The organism is Kribbella sp. NBC_01245, from assembly GCF_036226525.1.
In the GTDB taxonomy this organism is placed as follows: domain Bacteria; phylum Actinomycetota; class Actinomycetes; order Propionibacteriales; family Kribbellaceae; genus Kribbella.
Map to the genome: position 1 here is coordinate 7,267,744 of NZ_CP108487.1, position 15,715 is coordinate 7,283,458.

The following is a 15,715-nucleotide window of genomic DNA, read 5'->3' on the forward strand; positions in this document are numbered from 1 at the left end:
GTGCGCCCCGCCTCCGCCGTGCGCCCGCCTCCGCCGTGCGCCCCGCCTCCGCCGTGCGCCCCGCCTCCGCCGTGCGCCCCGCCTCCGCCGTGTCGCAATTCCAATCATCGGACCCTCGTGACGCGGCGTGTCGCGGTTCATCGGGCCCTTCTGACCACGCATGTCCTCTCGATCGGAGCACCGACCATGAGCCAGACGCTCACCTTGACCCGGACCGAGTCCAAGTTGTTCCTGCGCGAATGGACCGGCCTGTTCTTCGTCTTCGCGCTACCGCTCGGCCTGCTGGCGATCTTCTCGATGATCAGCAGCGGCGACACCTCCGACCCGGCGCAGAACATCCCGGCGAGTTTCCTGCCGACGATGGCGATCGGGATCGGCGTCTCGATGCTCGGCATGGCGACGCTGCCGATGGTCCTCGCGACGTACCGGGAGAAGGGCATTCTCCGCCGCCTCTCGACCACCCCGGCGCGCCCGCTCAAAGTGCTGCTCGCCCAGCTCGTCGTCCACCTGACGGCCGCCGCAATGGTCGTCGTGCTCATCGTCGGCGTCGGCGCCCTGGCCTTCGACGCGGCGCTGCCCGAGTCGGCGCTCAAGTTCACCGTCGCCGCCCTGCTGACCGCCGCCGGCCTGTTCTCGATCGGCCTGGTGATCGCGGCGCTGCTGCCGACGGCGAAGGGCGCGAGCATCGTCGGCAACGTGCTGTTCTTCCCGAGCATGTTCTTCGCCGGCGTCTGGACCCCCGGCGACGTGATGCCCGAGTCGCTCCGCTGGCTCCGCGACGTCACCCCGATGGGCGCGGGCATGAGCGCCCTCCAGGACGCCTGGGCCGGCACCTGGCCCGACCCCACCCACGTCATCGCCCTTGTGACCGTCACTGCCGTCTGCCTGGTCGTCGCGTCGCGCTACTTCCGCTGGGAGTGACCGGCGAGGTTATGCACAGGGCCTGTGCATAACTTGGGGCGAAGGTGTGGATTAAGTCGCGTGGGGTGTGGATGACACGCCGATGGCGTCCGAATGTCGGATCTCCTTCTGTGCAAGGGGTTGTGCCCGGCCGGATCGGGGAGGTACAACTTTCACACGTCGTTCGAATCCGGACGACGGGATCGGGCGGAAACCGAAGTTCTCACCGACGGGCCACTTCCATGCGCGGGAGCCGCCGGAGCAGACCGGTGACGAGGTCTGTGGTTCAGACGGGTCGTCCGTGAGGCTGGGGACGTCACTTTCCTCTGGCTGTCGATGGGCCCCTCCGACTCATACGCGGAGGGGCCTATCCTTGTCCCCGACTCCTAACGCAACGTGATCCGCAGAGACGCGTGCGAGGTCTCGGTAATGACCCGGAGCTCGGTGCCGCGGGCCGTCTCCACCAATCGGTGCGGCACGGTTCGATCGTTCATCCGCACGGACGCGATCTCCGCACCAGCCGGCAGTACGGCACCGATGGTGAGAGCAGCCGGTACGTCGTTGAGGCGTACGTCGGTGCTCAGCGTCTTGCCGACCTGACGCGCCGATACGTCGATGCTGCCGCGCCCCAACCGGATGTTGCTGGCGGCAACCTTGTTCTGGCCGGCCGGCAGTTGCGGTACGACGCTGAGCTGGTGCCGCCCGAGTGCGGGTGATACCCCGAGGTACTGGTGGACGACCGGCCACAGCACGCCGTACGTTCCCCACGCCTGCAAGTTCATCGAACGGTCGTAGAAAGGCCGATCGATATTCGCGATGAAGTCCGGCGACGGCGCGATCTCCGGCATCGCGCCGGGCGTCTCCCAGACCTTCGGATCGAGTTGGATCCGCGCGTTGCCGGTCGTGTATCGCTGCTGCTGCAATGGCCCGAGTCGTCCGAAGTTGCCCTCGGCAACCGCCATGATCGAGGTGTTGAGCGAGAAGATGCTGCGCTCGCTCTTGACGGCCGAGACCACCGAATCGCAGGACGGCCCCGGGTTGCCGGCGGGATCACTCGTCGGACCGCTGCCGGTGTGGAACAGCCCGAATTCCCCTGTGTAGCAAGGAGTTTCGCGCTGCGCCAAAGCGGTCAGCCCATGAGCCCGTGACGCCAACGGGCCAACCCCGGCGGGCCGGGTCAGTTCGACCTCCATCGGGGTGACGCCGGTCCAGTGCCGCTGGAAGATGGGCTTGTTGTCGTTCGCCGGATCGGCCGGATCGTCGACCGAGTCGGCATAACCCTTGGCCGCGTCCACCCACCACTGCGACTCGAAGCGTCGTTCGAGGTCTTCCGCCTTCGCCGTCGCCCAGGCCTCGACCGCGCCATCCCGGCGGGATGCGGCCAGGTCCGCGAGATCGCGCAGACCCCGCGCGAGGTAGACCGTGCTGTCGAGCTTCTCCACGCCCATCCCGCTGCGTTCCACATTCGCCAGCCCCTCGGGCCAGCCGTCCTTGTCGTCGTCGAGTTCGCGATAGACGTAGCGCAGGTTCCGGACGCTGAAGTCGTACATCTCGTCGCGGAAGCGGTCATCCCCGGTCCATCGCCACAGCAGCGCCACGATGCTCGGGAACTTCACCGTCTCGTCGGTATTACCCGCGCTCTGGTTCGAACCGAAGTACACGTCACCGGTCGGCATCACCTCGTGCACGACCTTGCCGCTGCCCTTGTTCACCTGGTCGCTGATGTCCCGCAGGGCGCGCAGGTGATCCCGCACGGTGTCGAACTGTCCGGCGGCCACCGCGGCGTACGCCGTGTACTCGCCGTCTGTCGCGAACAGCCAGGGGTAGTCCGGGAAGCCCGCGCCGTACCAACGGGCCTTGGGCAACGATCCGGTCGGAGCCGGATAATCCTTGCCTTCGTTGACGTCTCGCAGCTCGAGGTCGCGGGCTTCTTGGACCGAGTCGGCCAGGTTCTGCTTGCTCCAGGCAACACTTTGCTGCAGCAGCGGATCGCCCGGCAGGTCCACCACGGTCTGCGCGGCGACCTTTGCGCGAGAGGCGATCTTTGCCTTGAGCAACGTCCCGGCATCGCGAAGCGCGGACCGGTGTTCGCGGTGCGCGGCGGCCAGGCCCTCGTCCGAGCCGGAGACCGCGAACCACACGGTCGTCGGACGGCCGGGCGCCACCGGCACGCGATACGTCAACCGGCCGCCCGTGCCCTTGCCGAAGGCCGAGTCATCGCAACGCGGCGGCGCCGTACCGTCGGCCGGGCAGACCACCGCAGGCTCCTGCGGTCCGCGATGGCCGGACCCGAGTGCGTGGGCGACGGGTTTGAGGTTGGACCCGGCGACGGCCGCGTAGTCGTGCGCGGCCATGCCCGGCGGCGTGCCTTGGTCGCGGAAGACGAGCGCGCCATCGGCGTACGAGCCGGAGTCCGGGAGGTTCGCGGTCGCGGCGCTGGGAGTGGTCCAGCCCCAGGGGTACGACGGCAGCAGTTCGGAGTGCGCGTCGGTGTCGAGGTCGATTGTGCGGGCCGAATCCGACGCGGTGAAGGTCAGCCCGACCAGCACTGAGCGCATGCCATCCGGTACGAAGTCCGTCCGGGTGAGGCCGACACCGTTGGTCGTGCCGTAGTCGATCCGCTGGTAGCCCTGCCCACTGGTGTACTTCCGGGCGGCGATCCCGTCCCCGAGCCAGTCACCGCCGACGGCGAACCACAGTCCGTCGAGCATCTTCATCGGCTGTGTCCAGAAGCCGCCCATCTCGCCCCGGATATGCCAGCCGGTGGCGGGATAGCGGCCGGTCTCGTCGCCCATCGCGTACGCGCGATCCCCGCTCACCAACGATCGCCGATCGGCCAGGCGGGTGGTCTCATAAAGCTCCGGCCCGACAGAGGCGCTGCCAGGGGGCACTTCGACGGGAGGAGACGCGGCGCTGGCCGGGACGGCGAGGGCGGTGGCGAGCAGGCCCACGATGATGGATCGTCTGACGTGGCGGGGTGTCATGACGGGCTCCTCCTACATCGGATTACCCGGGGCTCGAGCTGCCCCGGATCACGAGTTCAGGTAACAACAGCCGAGTGGTCGCGCGGTGGGATGGTTCGCTGAGCAGCTTCACCAGCTCGGCGGCGATCTCGTCGATCGGCTGCCGCAGACTGGTCAGCCCGGGCTCGACCACGGACGCCAGCGGCGAGTCATCGAAGCCGGTCAGCCCGACGTCCACACCCGCCCGCAGACCACGACGGTTGATCTCGCGCAAGGCGCCAAGGGCGAGTACGTCGCTGAGGGCCACGATCGCGTCGACCGGCCGGTCCGCGTCGAGCAGCTTCGCGGCACCGCGCGAGCCTTCGACGATGGTGTCCGAGCGGCAGGCGACGGACAGGCCACCAACCTGCAGGCCGGCCTCTTTGCACGCGCCACGCCAGCCGGACCGCCGGTCTTCCGCAAGGCCCGAGGTCTTCGGCCAGCCGAGGAAGCCGATCCGCGTCCGGCCGGCTTCGGCCAGATGCTGTACAGCCTGGGCGCAACCGGCCGCGCCGTCCACGTCGACCCACGAACCGGGCTGCGACTTCTCGCCCCAGACCCGGCCGAACGAGACGAACGGGATCTTCCGTTTGGCCAGCCAGGGATGACGCGGATCCTTGGTCTCGGTCTGCGACAGCACGAAGCCGTCCACGAGCCGACGCGCGTGCAGGTCGTCGTACACCCTCATGCCGTCAATGCCCGGCGGCGCGGTGAAAAGCAGGATGTGCCGGCCGCTGGACTCCGCGGCGGCGCAGAGCGCGTGCAGGAATTGGTCCATCACCAGATGTGCCTGGCCTTCGGGCCAGCTGGGGACGCAATAGCCGACCAGCTCAACCGCGCTCGTCCGCAGACTGCGGGCGTTACGGTTGGGGCGGTAGTTGAGCAACTCGATCGAGCGCGTGACTCGTTGCAAAGTGTCGGCGCGGAGCCGGTGCGGCGCGTTCAGCGCGTTCGAGACGGTCTGGACCGAGACCTCCGCATGCGCGGCGACCTCTTTCAGTGTGGCCATCGCGCACCTCCGGGTCGGGACTCGCGGCTTTTGACGCCCAGGTGACAACTTTGAACGTTAAAACCGCAGTCTCGATCGGACTGCCTGACCTGTCAACCCTATACGACCCTTTGTACGGCCGACGGGCCCCTTCGCGTTCGCCGGCCGCCGAACGCGAAGGGGCGCCGAATTACGCGCTGTGTCCGCCGTCGATGGTCAGCTCGGAGCCCGTCATGTACGCCGCACCCGGGCCGGCCAGGAACGCGACGGCCTCGGCCACCTCGGCGGTCGAGCCGAACCGGTCGAACGCGAGCGCGGTCCGCTGCGCCTCGGCGTACGGGCCGTCGGCCGGGTTCATCGCGGTATCGGTCGGACCGGGGTTGACGATGTTCGACGTGATCCGGCGGTCGGCCAGATCCCGTGCGAGACCCTTGTTCATGCCGATCAGCGCCGACTTGCTCATCGCGTAGAGCGTCATCCCGGGACCGGTGTTCCGGGCGGTGATGCAGCTCCCGATGTGCACGATGCGGCCGCCATCGCGCAGGTGTCCGGCCGCCGCCTGCGAGGCGACGTACGCCGCTCGCACGTTCACCGCGAGCACCCGGTCGACCTCTTCGAGCGGTACATCGGCGAGCATTCCCGACGTACCGACGCCTGCGTTGTTGACGAGGATGTCGAGCCCGCCGAGCTCCTCGGACGCCCGCGTCACCGCGGCCGCGACGGCTGCCGCGTCGGCGCCGTCGGCCTGGATCGCGACACCCCGGCCGCCGTACGCCTCGATCTTCTGCACCACCTCGGCGGCCTCGTCGGCGGACCGCAGGTACGTCACGGCGACACTCGCGCCACGCTCGGCCAGGGCCAGCGCGACGGCCGCGCCGATACCGCGGCTTCCTCCGGTCACCAGGGCGGTCTTACCGTTCATTTCGGACATCGTGACCTCTCGGGTAGTTCGTTTCGGTACCTCCAGCAAACGCGGCTGGGCGAGCCGTTGCTGGCGGAAATACGACACCCAACTTGATGTCGTTTTTTCGCTAGTGAACGGTTGACCGGCAGGGGATGCTGGGGGAGTGCATGAATGTGTCGAGAGGTGTGTGCGGGCGGTCCAGTCCAAGGACGCGCGGTTCGACGGCTGGTTCTTCACGGCCGTTCTGACCACGCGGATCTACTGCCGCCCGAGCTGTCCGGTGGTGCCGCCGAAGGTCGAGAACATGCGGTTCTACCCGAGCGCGGCGGCCGCTCAGCAGGCCGGATTCCGGGCCTGCAAGCGCTGCCGGCCGGACGCCAGCCCGGGCTCACCCGAGTGGAACGACCGGGCCGATCTGGTCGCCCGCGCGATGCGTCTGATCGCGGATGGCGTCGTCGACACCGACGGCGTGCCGGGATTGGCAGCGCACCTCGGCTACAGCGTGCGCCAGGTGCAACGCCAGGTGCTGGCCGAGCTCGGCGCGGGTCCACTCGCGATCGCCAGGGCGCAACGCGCGCAGACGGCCCGGCTGCTGATCGAGACGACCGCGATGCCGATGGCGGATATCGCGTTCGCGGCGGGTTTCACCAGTGTGCGCGCGTTCAACGACACCGTGCGCGAGGTCTTCGCGCTGTCGCCGACCGAGCTGCGAGTACGGCGCAAGGGGCAGGCGGTGCCGACGACCGGGATGATTTCCCTCCGGCTGCCGTTCCGCGAGCCGCTCAACCCGGACAACCTGTTCGGCCATCTCGTGGCCACCGGGGTGCCGGGGGTGGAGGAGTGGCGCGACGGCTGGTACCGCCGGACCCTGCGGCTGCCGCACGGGCATGGCGTGGTGGCGTTGCGCCCGATGCCCGATCACATCGCGTGCCAGCTCTCGCTCAGCGACCAGCGGGACCTCGCGATCGCGATCAGCCGTTGCCGCCGGATGCTCGACCTCGACGCCGATCCGACCGCAGTAGATGATCTGCTTCGGAACGACCCGGTGCTGAAGCCTTTGGTGGACAAGGCCCCCGGACGGCGCGTGCCGCATACGGTCGACGGCGCCGAGTTCGCCGTACGGGCCGTGCTCGGGCAGCAGGTCTCGACCGCCGCGGCCCGGACGCATGCCTCCCGGTTGGTGCTCGCGCACGGTGAGCCGATCGCGGATCCGGCCGGTGGGCTCACGCATCTGTTCCCGACGATGCAGGCGTTGGCCGGGACCGACCCGGAGACGCTCGCCTTTCCAAAGAGTCGCCGTACGACGTTCATGACGCTGGTCGAGACTCTCGCTGCTGGGGAGATCGACTTGGGCGCCGGGGCCGATTGGGACCAGGCGCGTGTGCAACTCGCCGCGCTGCCCGGCATTGGCCCGTGGACGGTCGAATCGATCGCGATGCGCGCACTCGGCGATCCGGACGCCTTCGTGGCGTCCGACCTCGGCATCCGGTACGCCGCTCGCGATCTAGGGTTGCCTGAGGCCCCTAAAGCGTTGACCGAGCACGCCCGGGCCTGGCGTCCTTGGCGGGCGTATGCCGTGCAGTACTTGTGGGCCACCGGCGACCACGCCATCAACCGGCTTCCCGAATAGTTGGAGTGTGATGACCGAACTGCGAACCGATCGCCTGCTGCTGCGCCAATGGACCGCGGCCGATCGTGAACCATTCGCCGCCATGAACGACGACCCCGCCGTGATGCGGCACTTCCCGAACCGAATGACGCGGGCCGAGAGTGACGCACTGGTCGATCGATCCGAGCAGGCGATCGTTGCCAACGGCTACGGTCTCTGGGCGCTGGAGGTGCTCGAGACCGGGAAGTTCATCGGTTTCACCGGGCTGGCGCCGATTCGTTTCGATGCGCACTTCACCCCGGCCGTCGAGATCGGCTGGCGGTTGGCGGAGCCGGCCTGGGGCAACGGTTATGCCACCGAGGCCGCCCGTGCCGCGCTCACCCATGCGTTCGGACCGGCCGGGCTGACCGAACTGGTCTCGATCACCGCCGTACCGAACCAGCCATCCCGCCGGGTGATGGAACGCATCGGCATGACGCACGATCCGGCCGACGATTTCGACCACCCGCGGATCGAGAAGGGTCATCCGCTCGAACGGCACGTGCTGTACCGGATCGACCGAGCCACTTGGGAGCAGGCATGCCGCACACCGTGATCGACAGCCCGATCGGCGCGCTGACCGTGGTCGCGACCGACGACGGCCGGTTGTGCGGTCTCTACATGGAGCAGCAGCGCCACCTTCCCGACATCGAGACCTTCGGCGATCGCGTAGACGGCCTGCTACCCGACGTCGAGGCCCAACTCGAGGAGTACTTCGCCGGCCGCCGGACCACCTTCGACCTACCCCTAGCCTTCTCCGGCACCCCCTTCCAACAGGAAGTCTGGAACGGCCTACTGGACATCCCCTTCGGCGAAACCTGGACGTACGGCGGCCTAGCCGCCCACCTCGGCAAACCCCCAGGCGCCGCCCGCGCCGTCGGCCTCGCCAACGGCAAGAACCCCATCAGCATCATCGTCCCCTGCCACCGCGTCATCGGCTCTACCGGCGACCTAACCGGCTACGGCGGCGGCCTATCCCGCAAACGCACCCTCCTAGCCCTGGAATCCACCACCCCCGCTTTGTTCTAGCCGTTCATCGGACCCTTGTGACGCGGCGTGTCGCCCTTCATCGGACCCTTCTGACGCGGCGTGTCGCCGTTCATCGGTCCCTTCTGACCACGCCCGGCGCAGCCGATCAGCCGAAGCCAACCGCCTTCCCCAACGTTCACCGATCCAAATGTCGCTTGTCTGCAGGCCGTATTCGGACCGATGAACGCTGGAACTGTGCGGACAACCCGGCCCATCAGCTGGTCACAAGGGACCGATGAACGCCGACACGCCGCGTCACAAGGGTCCGATGAAGGGCGACTCGCCGCGTCACAAGAGCCCGATGAACGGCTACGGCGGCGGGGTGCAGGTTTCCGGCGCTGGGAGGGCGGGTTCCGACGAATGAACGCAAAAGAAGGTGCCGAAGGTGGCGCGCCTCCGCAGAATGGCGGGATGGATGCGGGCGTGGTGGCGAAGGGGTTGGTGGTGGAGCGGTTCGCGGATGCGCGGGCGGCTTGGCTTGGGGGGAGTGTTGCGCGCGGGACGGCGACGGCGACGTCGGATCTCGATATCACGGTGTTGCTGGTGGGGGCGCCGGCGCCTTATCGGGAGTCACTGGAGTACGGCGGTTGGCCGGTCGAGTTGTTCGTGCATACCGAGGTGTCGCTCAAGGAGTTCCGGGCGAAGGACAGCGCGCGCCGGAGGCCGACGATGATGCGGCTGGTCGGTGAGTCGATCGTGTTGCTCGACACCGACGGCTCTGGGCGCAAGCTCCAAGTGGACTGTTTGGAGGAGATCGCGGCTGGGCCGGCGCCCTTGTCCGAGACGGATTTGCTGCTGCGGCGCTATCACGTGACCGGGTTGCTCGACGACTTGCTGGGGGCCTCGGACAACGACGAGGTCGCCGCGATCGCCGCTGCCCTTTGGGGCGATGCCGCCGAGCTCCTGCTGCTTGGGAATACCCGTTGGACCGGTATCGGCAAAGGCTTGCGCCGCGAACTCCAGGCTTACGACGAGGCGCAAGGTACGACGTACGCCTCGTCGCTGTTGGCGGGTCTGCGCAGCGCGATCAACGGCGATCCGCGGCCACTTGCCGAGGTGGTTGAGGTCGTGCTTGCTACGCAGGGAGGCCGGCTGTTCGAGGGCTTCCGCCTCGCCGCTACGTAGTCGCCTCCGAATTGGCTGCCTCCGCGGCCGCCACATCCGAGCTCGCCACGTCCGAGGTCCCCACGGTGGAGGGCGCTACCTCCGAGGTGGTTGGGGTGGTACGGAGGCGGGTGGCGTACGTGGTGAGGCGGGTGGCGAGGGGTTCGGTGTAGCGGGCGGCGATCGGGCCGAGGATGACGAGGATGAGGACGTACGCCGTTGCCAGGGGGCCGAGGCGTGGTTCGACGCCGACGGCCAGGCCCGCGATGACGATCGAGAACTCGCCTCGGGCAACCAAGGTGCCGCCCGTGCGCCAACGGCCGGCCGGGCGAATACCCGCGCGCTTCGCGGCGAACCGCCCAGTCGCGATCTTCGTTGCCGTCGTCACCAAAGCGAGCAGCAACGCAATCCCCAGCACAGGCGGGATATCCGCCGGATTCGTACTCAGCCCGAAGAACACGAAGAACACCGCGGCGAAGAGATCCCGCAACGGGCTCAGCAGATTCCGCGCACCCTTGGCGACTTCACCCGACAGCGCGATGCCGACGAGGAACGCGCCAACCGCGGCCGAGACCTGCAGCTGCTGAGCGATACCAGCGACGAGCAGAGTCAGCCCAAGCACCACGAGCAGCAACATCTCCGGGTTGTCCGACGAAACGGCCCGGCTGATCACCCGCCCGTACCGCAGGGCCAGGAACAACACAATGCTCACCGTGCCAAGCGAGATCAGCAACGTAAGGCTTCCACCAGCCAAACCAACCCCGGCCAGCAGCGCCGTCAGAATCGGCAAATAGACCGCCATCGCGAGATCCTCAAGCACCAGAATCCCAAGAATTACAGGGGTTTCACGATTACCCAGCCGGCCAAGATCCCCCAGCACCTTAGCGATGACCCCAGACGACGAGATCCAGGTCACGCCCCCGAGCGCCACCGCGGCGACCGGCCCCCAACCGAGCAGCAGCGCGACAGCCGCACCCGGCAAGGCGTTCAGGACGAAGTCGACGATGCCCGCGACGTACTGCGTCTTGAGCGTCCCGACCAGATCCGAAGCGGTGTACTCCAGCCCAAGCAAAAGCAGCAGCAGGATCACCCCAATCTCGGCACCGGTCGCCACAAACGCCTCACTCGCGCCAAGCGGCAACAAACCGCCATGCCCAAAGGCGAGACCCGCCAGCAGATACAACGGAATAGGGGAGAAGCCGAGCCGGTTCGCGATCCGCCCGAGGATGCCGAGCGCCAGCAACAACGCGCCGAGCTCGATCAGCAGCGCCGTGAGGTCGTGCACGGTCTACCCTCCGGCGATCAGGTCGGCGACCGCGTCCACGCCCTCGCGCGTACCCACGACCACGAGGATGTCCCCGGTCGCGAAGCGGAAGTCCGGCGTCGGCGACGGCACTGCGTCCGTACGCCGAAGCACCGCCACGATCGAGGCGCCGGTCCGCGACCGCGCCTGCGTCTCGCCGAGCGTGCGTCCGCTGTACGGCGATCGGGCCGAGACGGGCAGTTGCTCGGTGATTAGGTCGATCTCGAGCTCGTGCAACGGCTGGATCGGCGCGGGCGTCAGCAGGTGGGCGAGCGCGGCGGCCTCGGCCTCGTCCAGCGGCACGCTGTCCTTGCAGTTGTCATCGTCATCCGGGTCGTGGAAACCGAGGAACCGCCGCCCGTCGATGTGGGCCACGATCGAGATGTGCATACCGCCTTCGGTGACCAGGTCGTACCGGGTGCCGATGCCCGGCAACGTGGTCCGGGTCGGGTGCGCCTTCGGTTCCATACCTCTCCCTCGGTTTGCCGGGACATAGAAGTCAATCGTCCGCCGACGCCGCGCATTCCCGGCCGCTGGTGTGAGATGGGTTGCACCTGAGTGCAGTGCACCTAGTTGCATAGGTATGGTCAGGCCATGGCACTGGAGCACGCGATTCTGGTCTCGCTGAGCGAACGGGCCGGCTCGGGCTACGAACTGGCCCGCCGGTTCGACAAGTCGATCGGCTTCTTCTGGGCGGCGACGCACCAGCAGATCTATCGCGTGCTGGCCCGGATGGCCGAGGCCGGCTGGGTCAGCGCGGAGGAGATCGCGCAACAGGGCCGGCCGGACAAGAAGGTCTACACGGTCAGCGCCGCCGGTCACGCCGAGCTCGAGCGCTGGCTGGCCGAGCCGCTCGAGCCGCCGTCGTTCCGGGACGAGCTCGGGGTGAAACTGCGCGGCGCCGAGCTCGGTGGCGCCGTCGACTCCGTGCTCAAAGAGGTCGAGCGACATCGCGAACTGCACGCCGAGCGGCTGGCGATCTATCGCGCGATCGAGCGCCGCGACTTCCCGGCGCCGGACGAGCTGACCGGGCGGCAACTGCATCAGTACCTCGTGCTGCGCGGCGGCGTACTCGCGGAACAGTCGTTCATGCAGTGGTGCGACGAGGTCATCCAGGCGATCAGCAACGACATGAGGGGAACATCCCGATGAGCCAGTACCCGAACCTCCTCGCGCCGTTGGATCTCGGCCACGTGACGTTGCCGAATCGCGTCATCATGGGCTCGATGCACACCGGCTTGGAGGATCGCCTCAAGCACGCACCGCGTCTCGCGGCGTACTTCGCCGAACGAGCCCGCGGCGGCGTTGGCCTGATCATCACCGGCGGGTACGCACCGAACCGCCTCGGCCGCCTCACCCCCGACGGCTCGAAGCTCACCACCCGGCGGGAGGTCCGCGCGCATCGCGTCATCACCGACGCGGTCCATGCCGAAGGCGGCCGGATCGCCCTGCAGATCCTGCACGCCGGACGCTACTCGTACCACCCGTTCAGCGTCTCAGCGTCCTCGCTCAAGGCGCCGATCACGCCGTTCCGCCCGCGCGCTTTGAGCGACCGAGGCGTTCGCAAGCAGATCAAGGCGTACGTCGATTGCGCGGGCCTCGCCCAACAGGCCGGGTACGACGGGGTCGAGGTGATGGGCTCGGAGGGCTATTTCATCAACCAGTTCCTCGCCGAGCGGACCAACAAACGCACGGATCGCTGGGGTGGTAGCGCGGAGAACCGCCGCCGCCTCGCCATTGAGATCGTGCGCGGAATTCGCGAGCGGGTCGGCCCGGACTTCATCATCGTCTACAGGCTGTCGATGGCGGACCTGGTCGAGGGCGGCCAGACGTGGGACGAGATCGTTGCGCTGGGCAAGGAGATCGAGAAGGCGGGCGCCTCGATCATCAACACCGGTATCGGCTGGCACGAGGCCCGGGTGCCGACGATCGTCACGTCCGTGCCGCGCGCCGCCTTCACCGGTATCACCGCGCGGTTCCGGCCGGAGGTGTCGATCCCGGTCGTCACGTCGAACCGGATCAACATGCCGCAGGTCGCCGAGGAGGTGCTGGCTCGCGGTGACGCGGACCTGGTCTCGATGGCGCGCCCGTTCCTGGCCGATTCCGAATGGGTGCTCAAGGCAACGACCGACCGTGCCGACGAGATCAACACCTGCATCGCCTGCAACCAGGCCTGCCTCGATCACGTCTTCGCGAAGCGCAAAGCGACTTGCATGGTCAATCCGCGCGCCGCCCGCGAGACCGAACTCCGCCTGCTGCCGACACGTCGTACCAAGCGAGTCGCCGTCGTCGGTGCCGGGCCCGCGGGCCTGGCCGCCGCCGTGACGGCCGCCGGACGCGGGCATCACGTCGAGCTGTTCGAGGCGGACCAGGAGATCGGCGGCCAGTTCGGCATCGCCCGGCGCATCCCCGGCAAGGAGGAGTTCGCCGAGACCATCCGGTACTACCGCCGCCAACTCGAACTCACCGGCGTAAAGCTCCACCTCGGCCATCGCGTGTCCGCCGCCGAACTCATCGAGCAAGCCTTCGACGAGGTCATCCTCGCCACCGGCGTCAGCCCGCGTACGCCGGTCATCCCCGGCATCGACCACCCCAGCGTCTTGTCGTACGTCGACGTGGTGCGCCACCAACGTGCCGTAGGCAAGCGCGTTGCCGTGATCGGCGCGGGCGGGATCGGCGTGGACGTGAGCGAATTCCTCACCCACGGCGAATCGCCGACGTTGGACCTTCCGGCGTGGCAGGCGGAGTGGGGTGTGACGGCGGAAGGCCGGCTGACCAAGGCTCACGTCGAGCCGTCGCCGCGTCAGGTCTACCTCCTGCAGCGCAAGCCCGGGAAGATCGGCGCGGGTCTTGGGAAGACGACTGGTTGGGTCCATCGGGCGGCTCTGAAGAACAAGCAGGTCGAGCAGCTGCGTGGCGTCAACTACGAGCGAATCGATGACGCCGGGTTGCACATCACCTTCGGCCCCAAACGCGAACGCGCGCAGGTTGTGGAGGTCGACACGATCGTGGTCTGCGCGGGCCAAGAACCCGTCCGCGACCTGGCCGACGCCCTCCGCGCCGCAGGCCTCCCCACCCACCTCATCGGCGGCGCCGACGTAGCCGCCGAACTAGACGCCAAACGAGCCATCGACCAAGGCACCACCCTCGCCGCCTCCCTCTAGCCCGGGTGGGGTGGTTTTGCGTTCATTCGTCGGAATCCGCCCTCTCCCGCCGCATCCGGTGGCGATCCGTTTTCCTGAGGGCGGATTCCGACGAATGAACGCAAAACCAACGGGCGAAGCGGCGATGGAAACAGGCGTACTGTCCCTGGAATGGAGTGGACGAACATCCGGACAGCAGGGCAGTCGGCCGAGTTCGTCCCGGCGGCCGTGCTGAATCTGGTCAGCGACGACTTTCGAACCAGGGATGACGCCTACGCGAACCTCGAGAACGGTGTTGTCCAGCAGAGCCGGCTCTTCGAGGCCGCCTACTACACCGTGCCCCTCCTGATCGAGCTGCTCGAGCGATCGACAGAGGACACCGGCAAGGACCTCATCTACGACCTGCTCTACGAGATCGGCAACGGCTGGGCGGACGACCGCATCACCCACAAAGACGGGACCTCTGAGCCACTACGCGAAGCCTGCCGCCGCGCGGTGCGCGATCACCTCAAGCTCTATCTCCGCGACGTGACCGCCGAAGACGAAACCGTCCGCCGCCGCGTCCTCGACGTCCTGGTTTCCATGGAAGACCCCGCGCGCCCCGGCGAGATCCAGCGCCTGCTCGGCGAAGTCCGCACCACCGATTCCGAAGTCCTCGCCGACATCGCCCAAGCCAACAACGACCTCTAACCCGTTCCTTTCTTTGCGTTCATTCGTCGGAATCCGCCCTCTCCCGTGTGTAGACCTGTACCGGCAGGCGGTGGTCAGAGGGCGGATTCCGACGAATGAACGCAAAGAAGGGGGGCACCTGCCTGACAGGTCAGGTTAGGTGAGGCTATCCTTCACGGCATGCGTGTGGATGGTGGGTTGGCTGGGGAGGATCTGCACCTCGGGTACCACGGGAAACAGGTGGTCGAGGGGGCGTCGCTCCGGATCGAGGCGGGTGAGGTGACCGCGTTGATCGGGCCCAACGGCTCCGGCAAGTCGACGTTACTGCGTGCGTTGGCCCGGTTACACCACGCTGACAAAGGCCGGATCTCCTTCCCTGACGGCACTTCCGCCTTCGACCTCTCCGCCAAGGACTTCGCCCGCCGGGTCACCCTGCTGACCCAGTCGCGGCCGACGCCGAGCGGGGTGAGCGTGCGCGATGTCGTCGGCTACGGCCGCCACCCGTATCGCAGCCGCTGGCGCGATGACGATCGCGACGGCCCGCGCGCGATCGAGCACGCGATGGACGTGACCGGCGTGACCGCGATGGCCGAGCGGGCGGTTGACGAGTTGTCCGGTGGCGAGTTGCAACGCGTCTGGCTGGCGACGTGTATCGCCCAGGACACCGGCGTACTGCTGCTCGACGAGCCGACCACGTTCCTCGACCTGCGCTACCAGATCGAGATCCTCGACCTGATGCGCGACCTGGCCGATGACCATCACGTGGCCGTCGGCGTCGTCCTGCACGACCTCAACCAGGCGGCGGCCGTCGCCGATCGGGTCGCGCTGCTGGATCGCGGCAAGGTCCGGGCGACCGGCACCCCCGCCGAGGTGTTCGACGCGACCGCGCTGACCGAGACGTACGGCATCCAGATCGACGTACGTACGGACGCCCACACCGGCCGCCTGACCGCGGAACCCTTCGGCCGCCACCTCCAACGCCTCGCCTGACCAACACCCCCCAAGCACCACCACCCCCGTAAATA

The 15,715-nt window shown here is 67.9% G+C and carries 15 protein-coding genes; 9 read left to right on the plus strand and 6 right to left on the minus strand.

Annotation, left to right across the window (positions count from 1 at the left end; translation table 11 throughout):
• Nucleotides 1-186: 186 nt before the first annotated feature.
• Nucleotides 187-921, plus strand: a complete 735-nt coding sequence (locus tag OG394_RS33325) for an ABC transporter permease (protein ID WP_328991148.1) — start codon at nucleotides 187-189, stop codon at nucleotides 919-921.
• Between the two features lie 365 nt (nucleotides 922-1,286).
• On the opposite strand, the gene OG394_RS33330 is transcribed toward OG394_RS33325, so the two are convergent.
• The 3 genes from OG394_RS33330 to OG394_RS33340 all read right to left on the minus strand — a co-directional run bounded on the left by OG394_RS33330 (nucleotide 1,287) and on the right by OG394_RS33340 (nucleotide 5,812).
• Nucleotides 1,287-3,884 carry a glycogen debranching protein gene (locus OG394_RS33330; RefSeq protein WP_328991149.1) on the minus strand — a complete coding sequence of 866 codons (2,598 nt, stop codon included), beginning with the start codon at nucleotides 3,882-3,884 and terminating at the stop codon, nucleotides 1,287-1,289.
• Between the two features lie 22 nt (nucleotides 3,885-3,906).
• Nucleotides 3,907-4,911, minus strand: coding sequence for a LacI family DNA-binding transcriptional regulator (locus tag OG394_RS33335; RefSeq protein WP_328991150.1), 1,005 nt, complete (start codon nucleotides 4,909-4,911; stop codon nucleotides 3,907-3,909).
• 169 nt (nucleotides 4,912-5,080) lie between these two features.
• A complete protein-coding gene (locus tag OG394_RS33340) occupies nucleotides 5,081-5,812 on the minus strand; it encodes an SDR family NAD(P)-dependent oxidoreductase (RefSeq protein ID WP_328991151.1) in 732 nt (243 codons plus the stop codon).
• 169 nt (nucleotides 5,813-5,981) lie between these two features.
• Between OG394_RS33340 and OG394_RS33345 the strand changes: the two genes are divergently transcribed.
• From OG394_RS33345 to OG394_RS33355, 3 genes are read left to right on the plus strand one after another with little or no spacing between them, the layout of a single operon-like run.
• The gene (locus tag OG394_RS33345; RefSeq protein ID WP_328991152.1) at nucleotides 5,982-7,424 is read left to right on the plus strand and encodes an AlkA N-terminal domain-containing protein; all 1,443 of its coding nucleotides are present in this window, start codon (nucleotides 5,982-5,984) and stop codon (nucleotides 7,422-7,424) included.
• Nucleotides 7,425-7,434: 10 nt separating this feature from the next.
• Entirely contained in the window at nucleotides 7,435-7,998 is a 564-nt protein-coding gene (locus OG394_RS33350; RefSeq protein WP_328991153.1) for a GNAT family N-acetyltransferase, read from the plus strand.
• A complete protein-coding gene (locus OG394_RS33355; protein WP_328991154.1) occupies nucleotides 7,983-8,471 on the plus strand; it encodes a methylated-DNA--[protein]-cysteine S-methyltransferase in 489 nt (162 codons plus the stop codon). Before OG394_RS33350 ends, OG394_RS33355 begins: the two co-directional genes overlap by 16 nt.
• Here the strand turns inward: OG394_RS33355 and OG394_RS33360 are convergent.
• Entirely contained in the window at nucleotides 8,468-8,611 is a 144-nt protein-coding gene (locus tag OG394_RS33360; RefSeq protein ID WP_328991155.1) for a hypothetical protein, read from the minus strand. The genes OG394_RS33355 and OG394_RS33360 overlap by 4 nt on opposite strands.
• Nucleotides 8,612-8,882: 271 nt before the next feature.
• Between OG394_RS33360 and OG394_RS33365 the strand changes: the two genes are divergently transcribed.
• Nucleotides 8,883-9,596 (plus strand): nucleotidyltransferase domain-containing protein, encoded by a 714-nt coding sequence (locus tag OG394_RS33365; protein WP_328991156.1) that lies wholly within the window; start codon nucleotides 8,883-8,885, stop codon nucleotides 9,594-9,596.
• Here OG394_RS33365 and OG394_RS33370 read toward each other — a convergent pair.
• On the minus strand, nucleotides 9,589-10,860 hold the full coding sequence (locus tag OG394_RS33370; protein ID WP_328991157.1) for a cation:proton antiporter: 1,272 nt from the start codon (nucleotides 10,858-10,860) through the stop codon (nucleotides 9,589-9,591). The genes OG394_RS33365 and OG394_RS33370 overlap by 8 nt on opposite strands.
• Before the next feature lie 3 nt (nucleotides 10,861-10,863).
• Nucleotides 10,864-11,346: a cation:proton antiporter regulatory subunit gene (locus tag OG394_RS33375; RefSeq protein WP_328991158.1), complete on the minus strand. Its 483-nt coding sequence runs from the start codon at nucleotides 11,344-11,346 to the stop codon at nucleotides 10,864-10,866.
• A 126-nt stretch (nucleotides 11,347-11,472) separates the two neighbouring features.
• On the opposite strand from OG394_RS33375, the gene OG394_RS33380 reads away from it, so the two are divergent.
• From OG394_RS33380 to OG394_RS33395, 4 genes are all read left to right on the plus strand, one after another.
• Nucleotides 11,473-12,030, plus strand: a complete 558-nt coding sequence (locus OG394_RS33380; protein ID WP_328991159.1) for a PadR family transcriptional regulator — start codon at nucleotides 11,473-11,475, stop codon at nucleotides 12,028-12,030.
• Entirely contained in the window at nucleotides 12,027-14,042 is a 2,016-nt protein-coding gene (locus OG394_RS33385) for an NADPH-dependent 2,4-dienoyl-CoA reductase (RefSeq protein ID WP_328991160.1), read from the plus strand. The genes OG394_RS33380 and OG394_RS33385 overlap by 4 nt, the downstream gene beginning before the upstream one ends.
• 150 nt (nucleotides 14,043-14,192) lie before the next feature.
• Nucleotides 14,193-14,711, plus strand: coding sequence for a hypothetical protein (locus tag OG394_RS33390; protein WP_328991161.1), 519 nt, complete (start codon nucleotides 14,193-14,195; stop codon nucleotides 14,709-14,711).
• 159 nt (nucleotides 14,712-14,870) lie between these two features.
• Nucleotides 14,871-15,680 (plus strand): ABC transporter ATP-binding protein, encoded by an 810-nt coding sequence (locus OG394_RS33395; RefSeq protein ID WP_328991162.1) that lies wholly within the window; start codon nucleotides 14,871-14,873, stop codon nucleotides 15,678-15,680.
• Nucleotides 15,681-15,715: the final 35 nt, after the last annotated feature.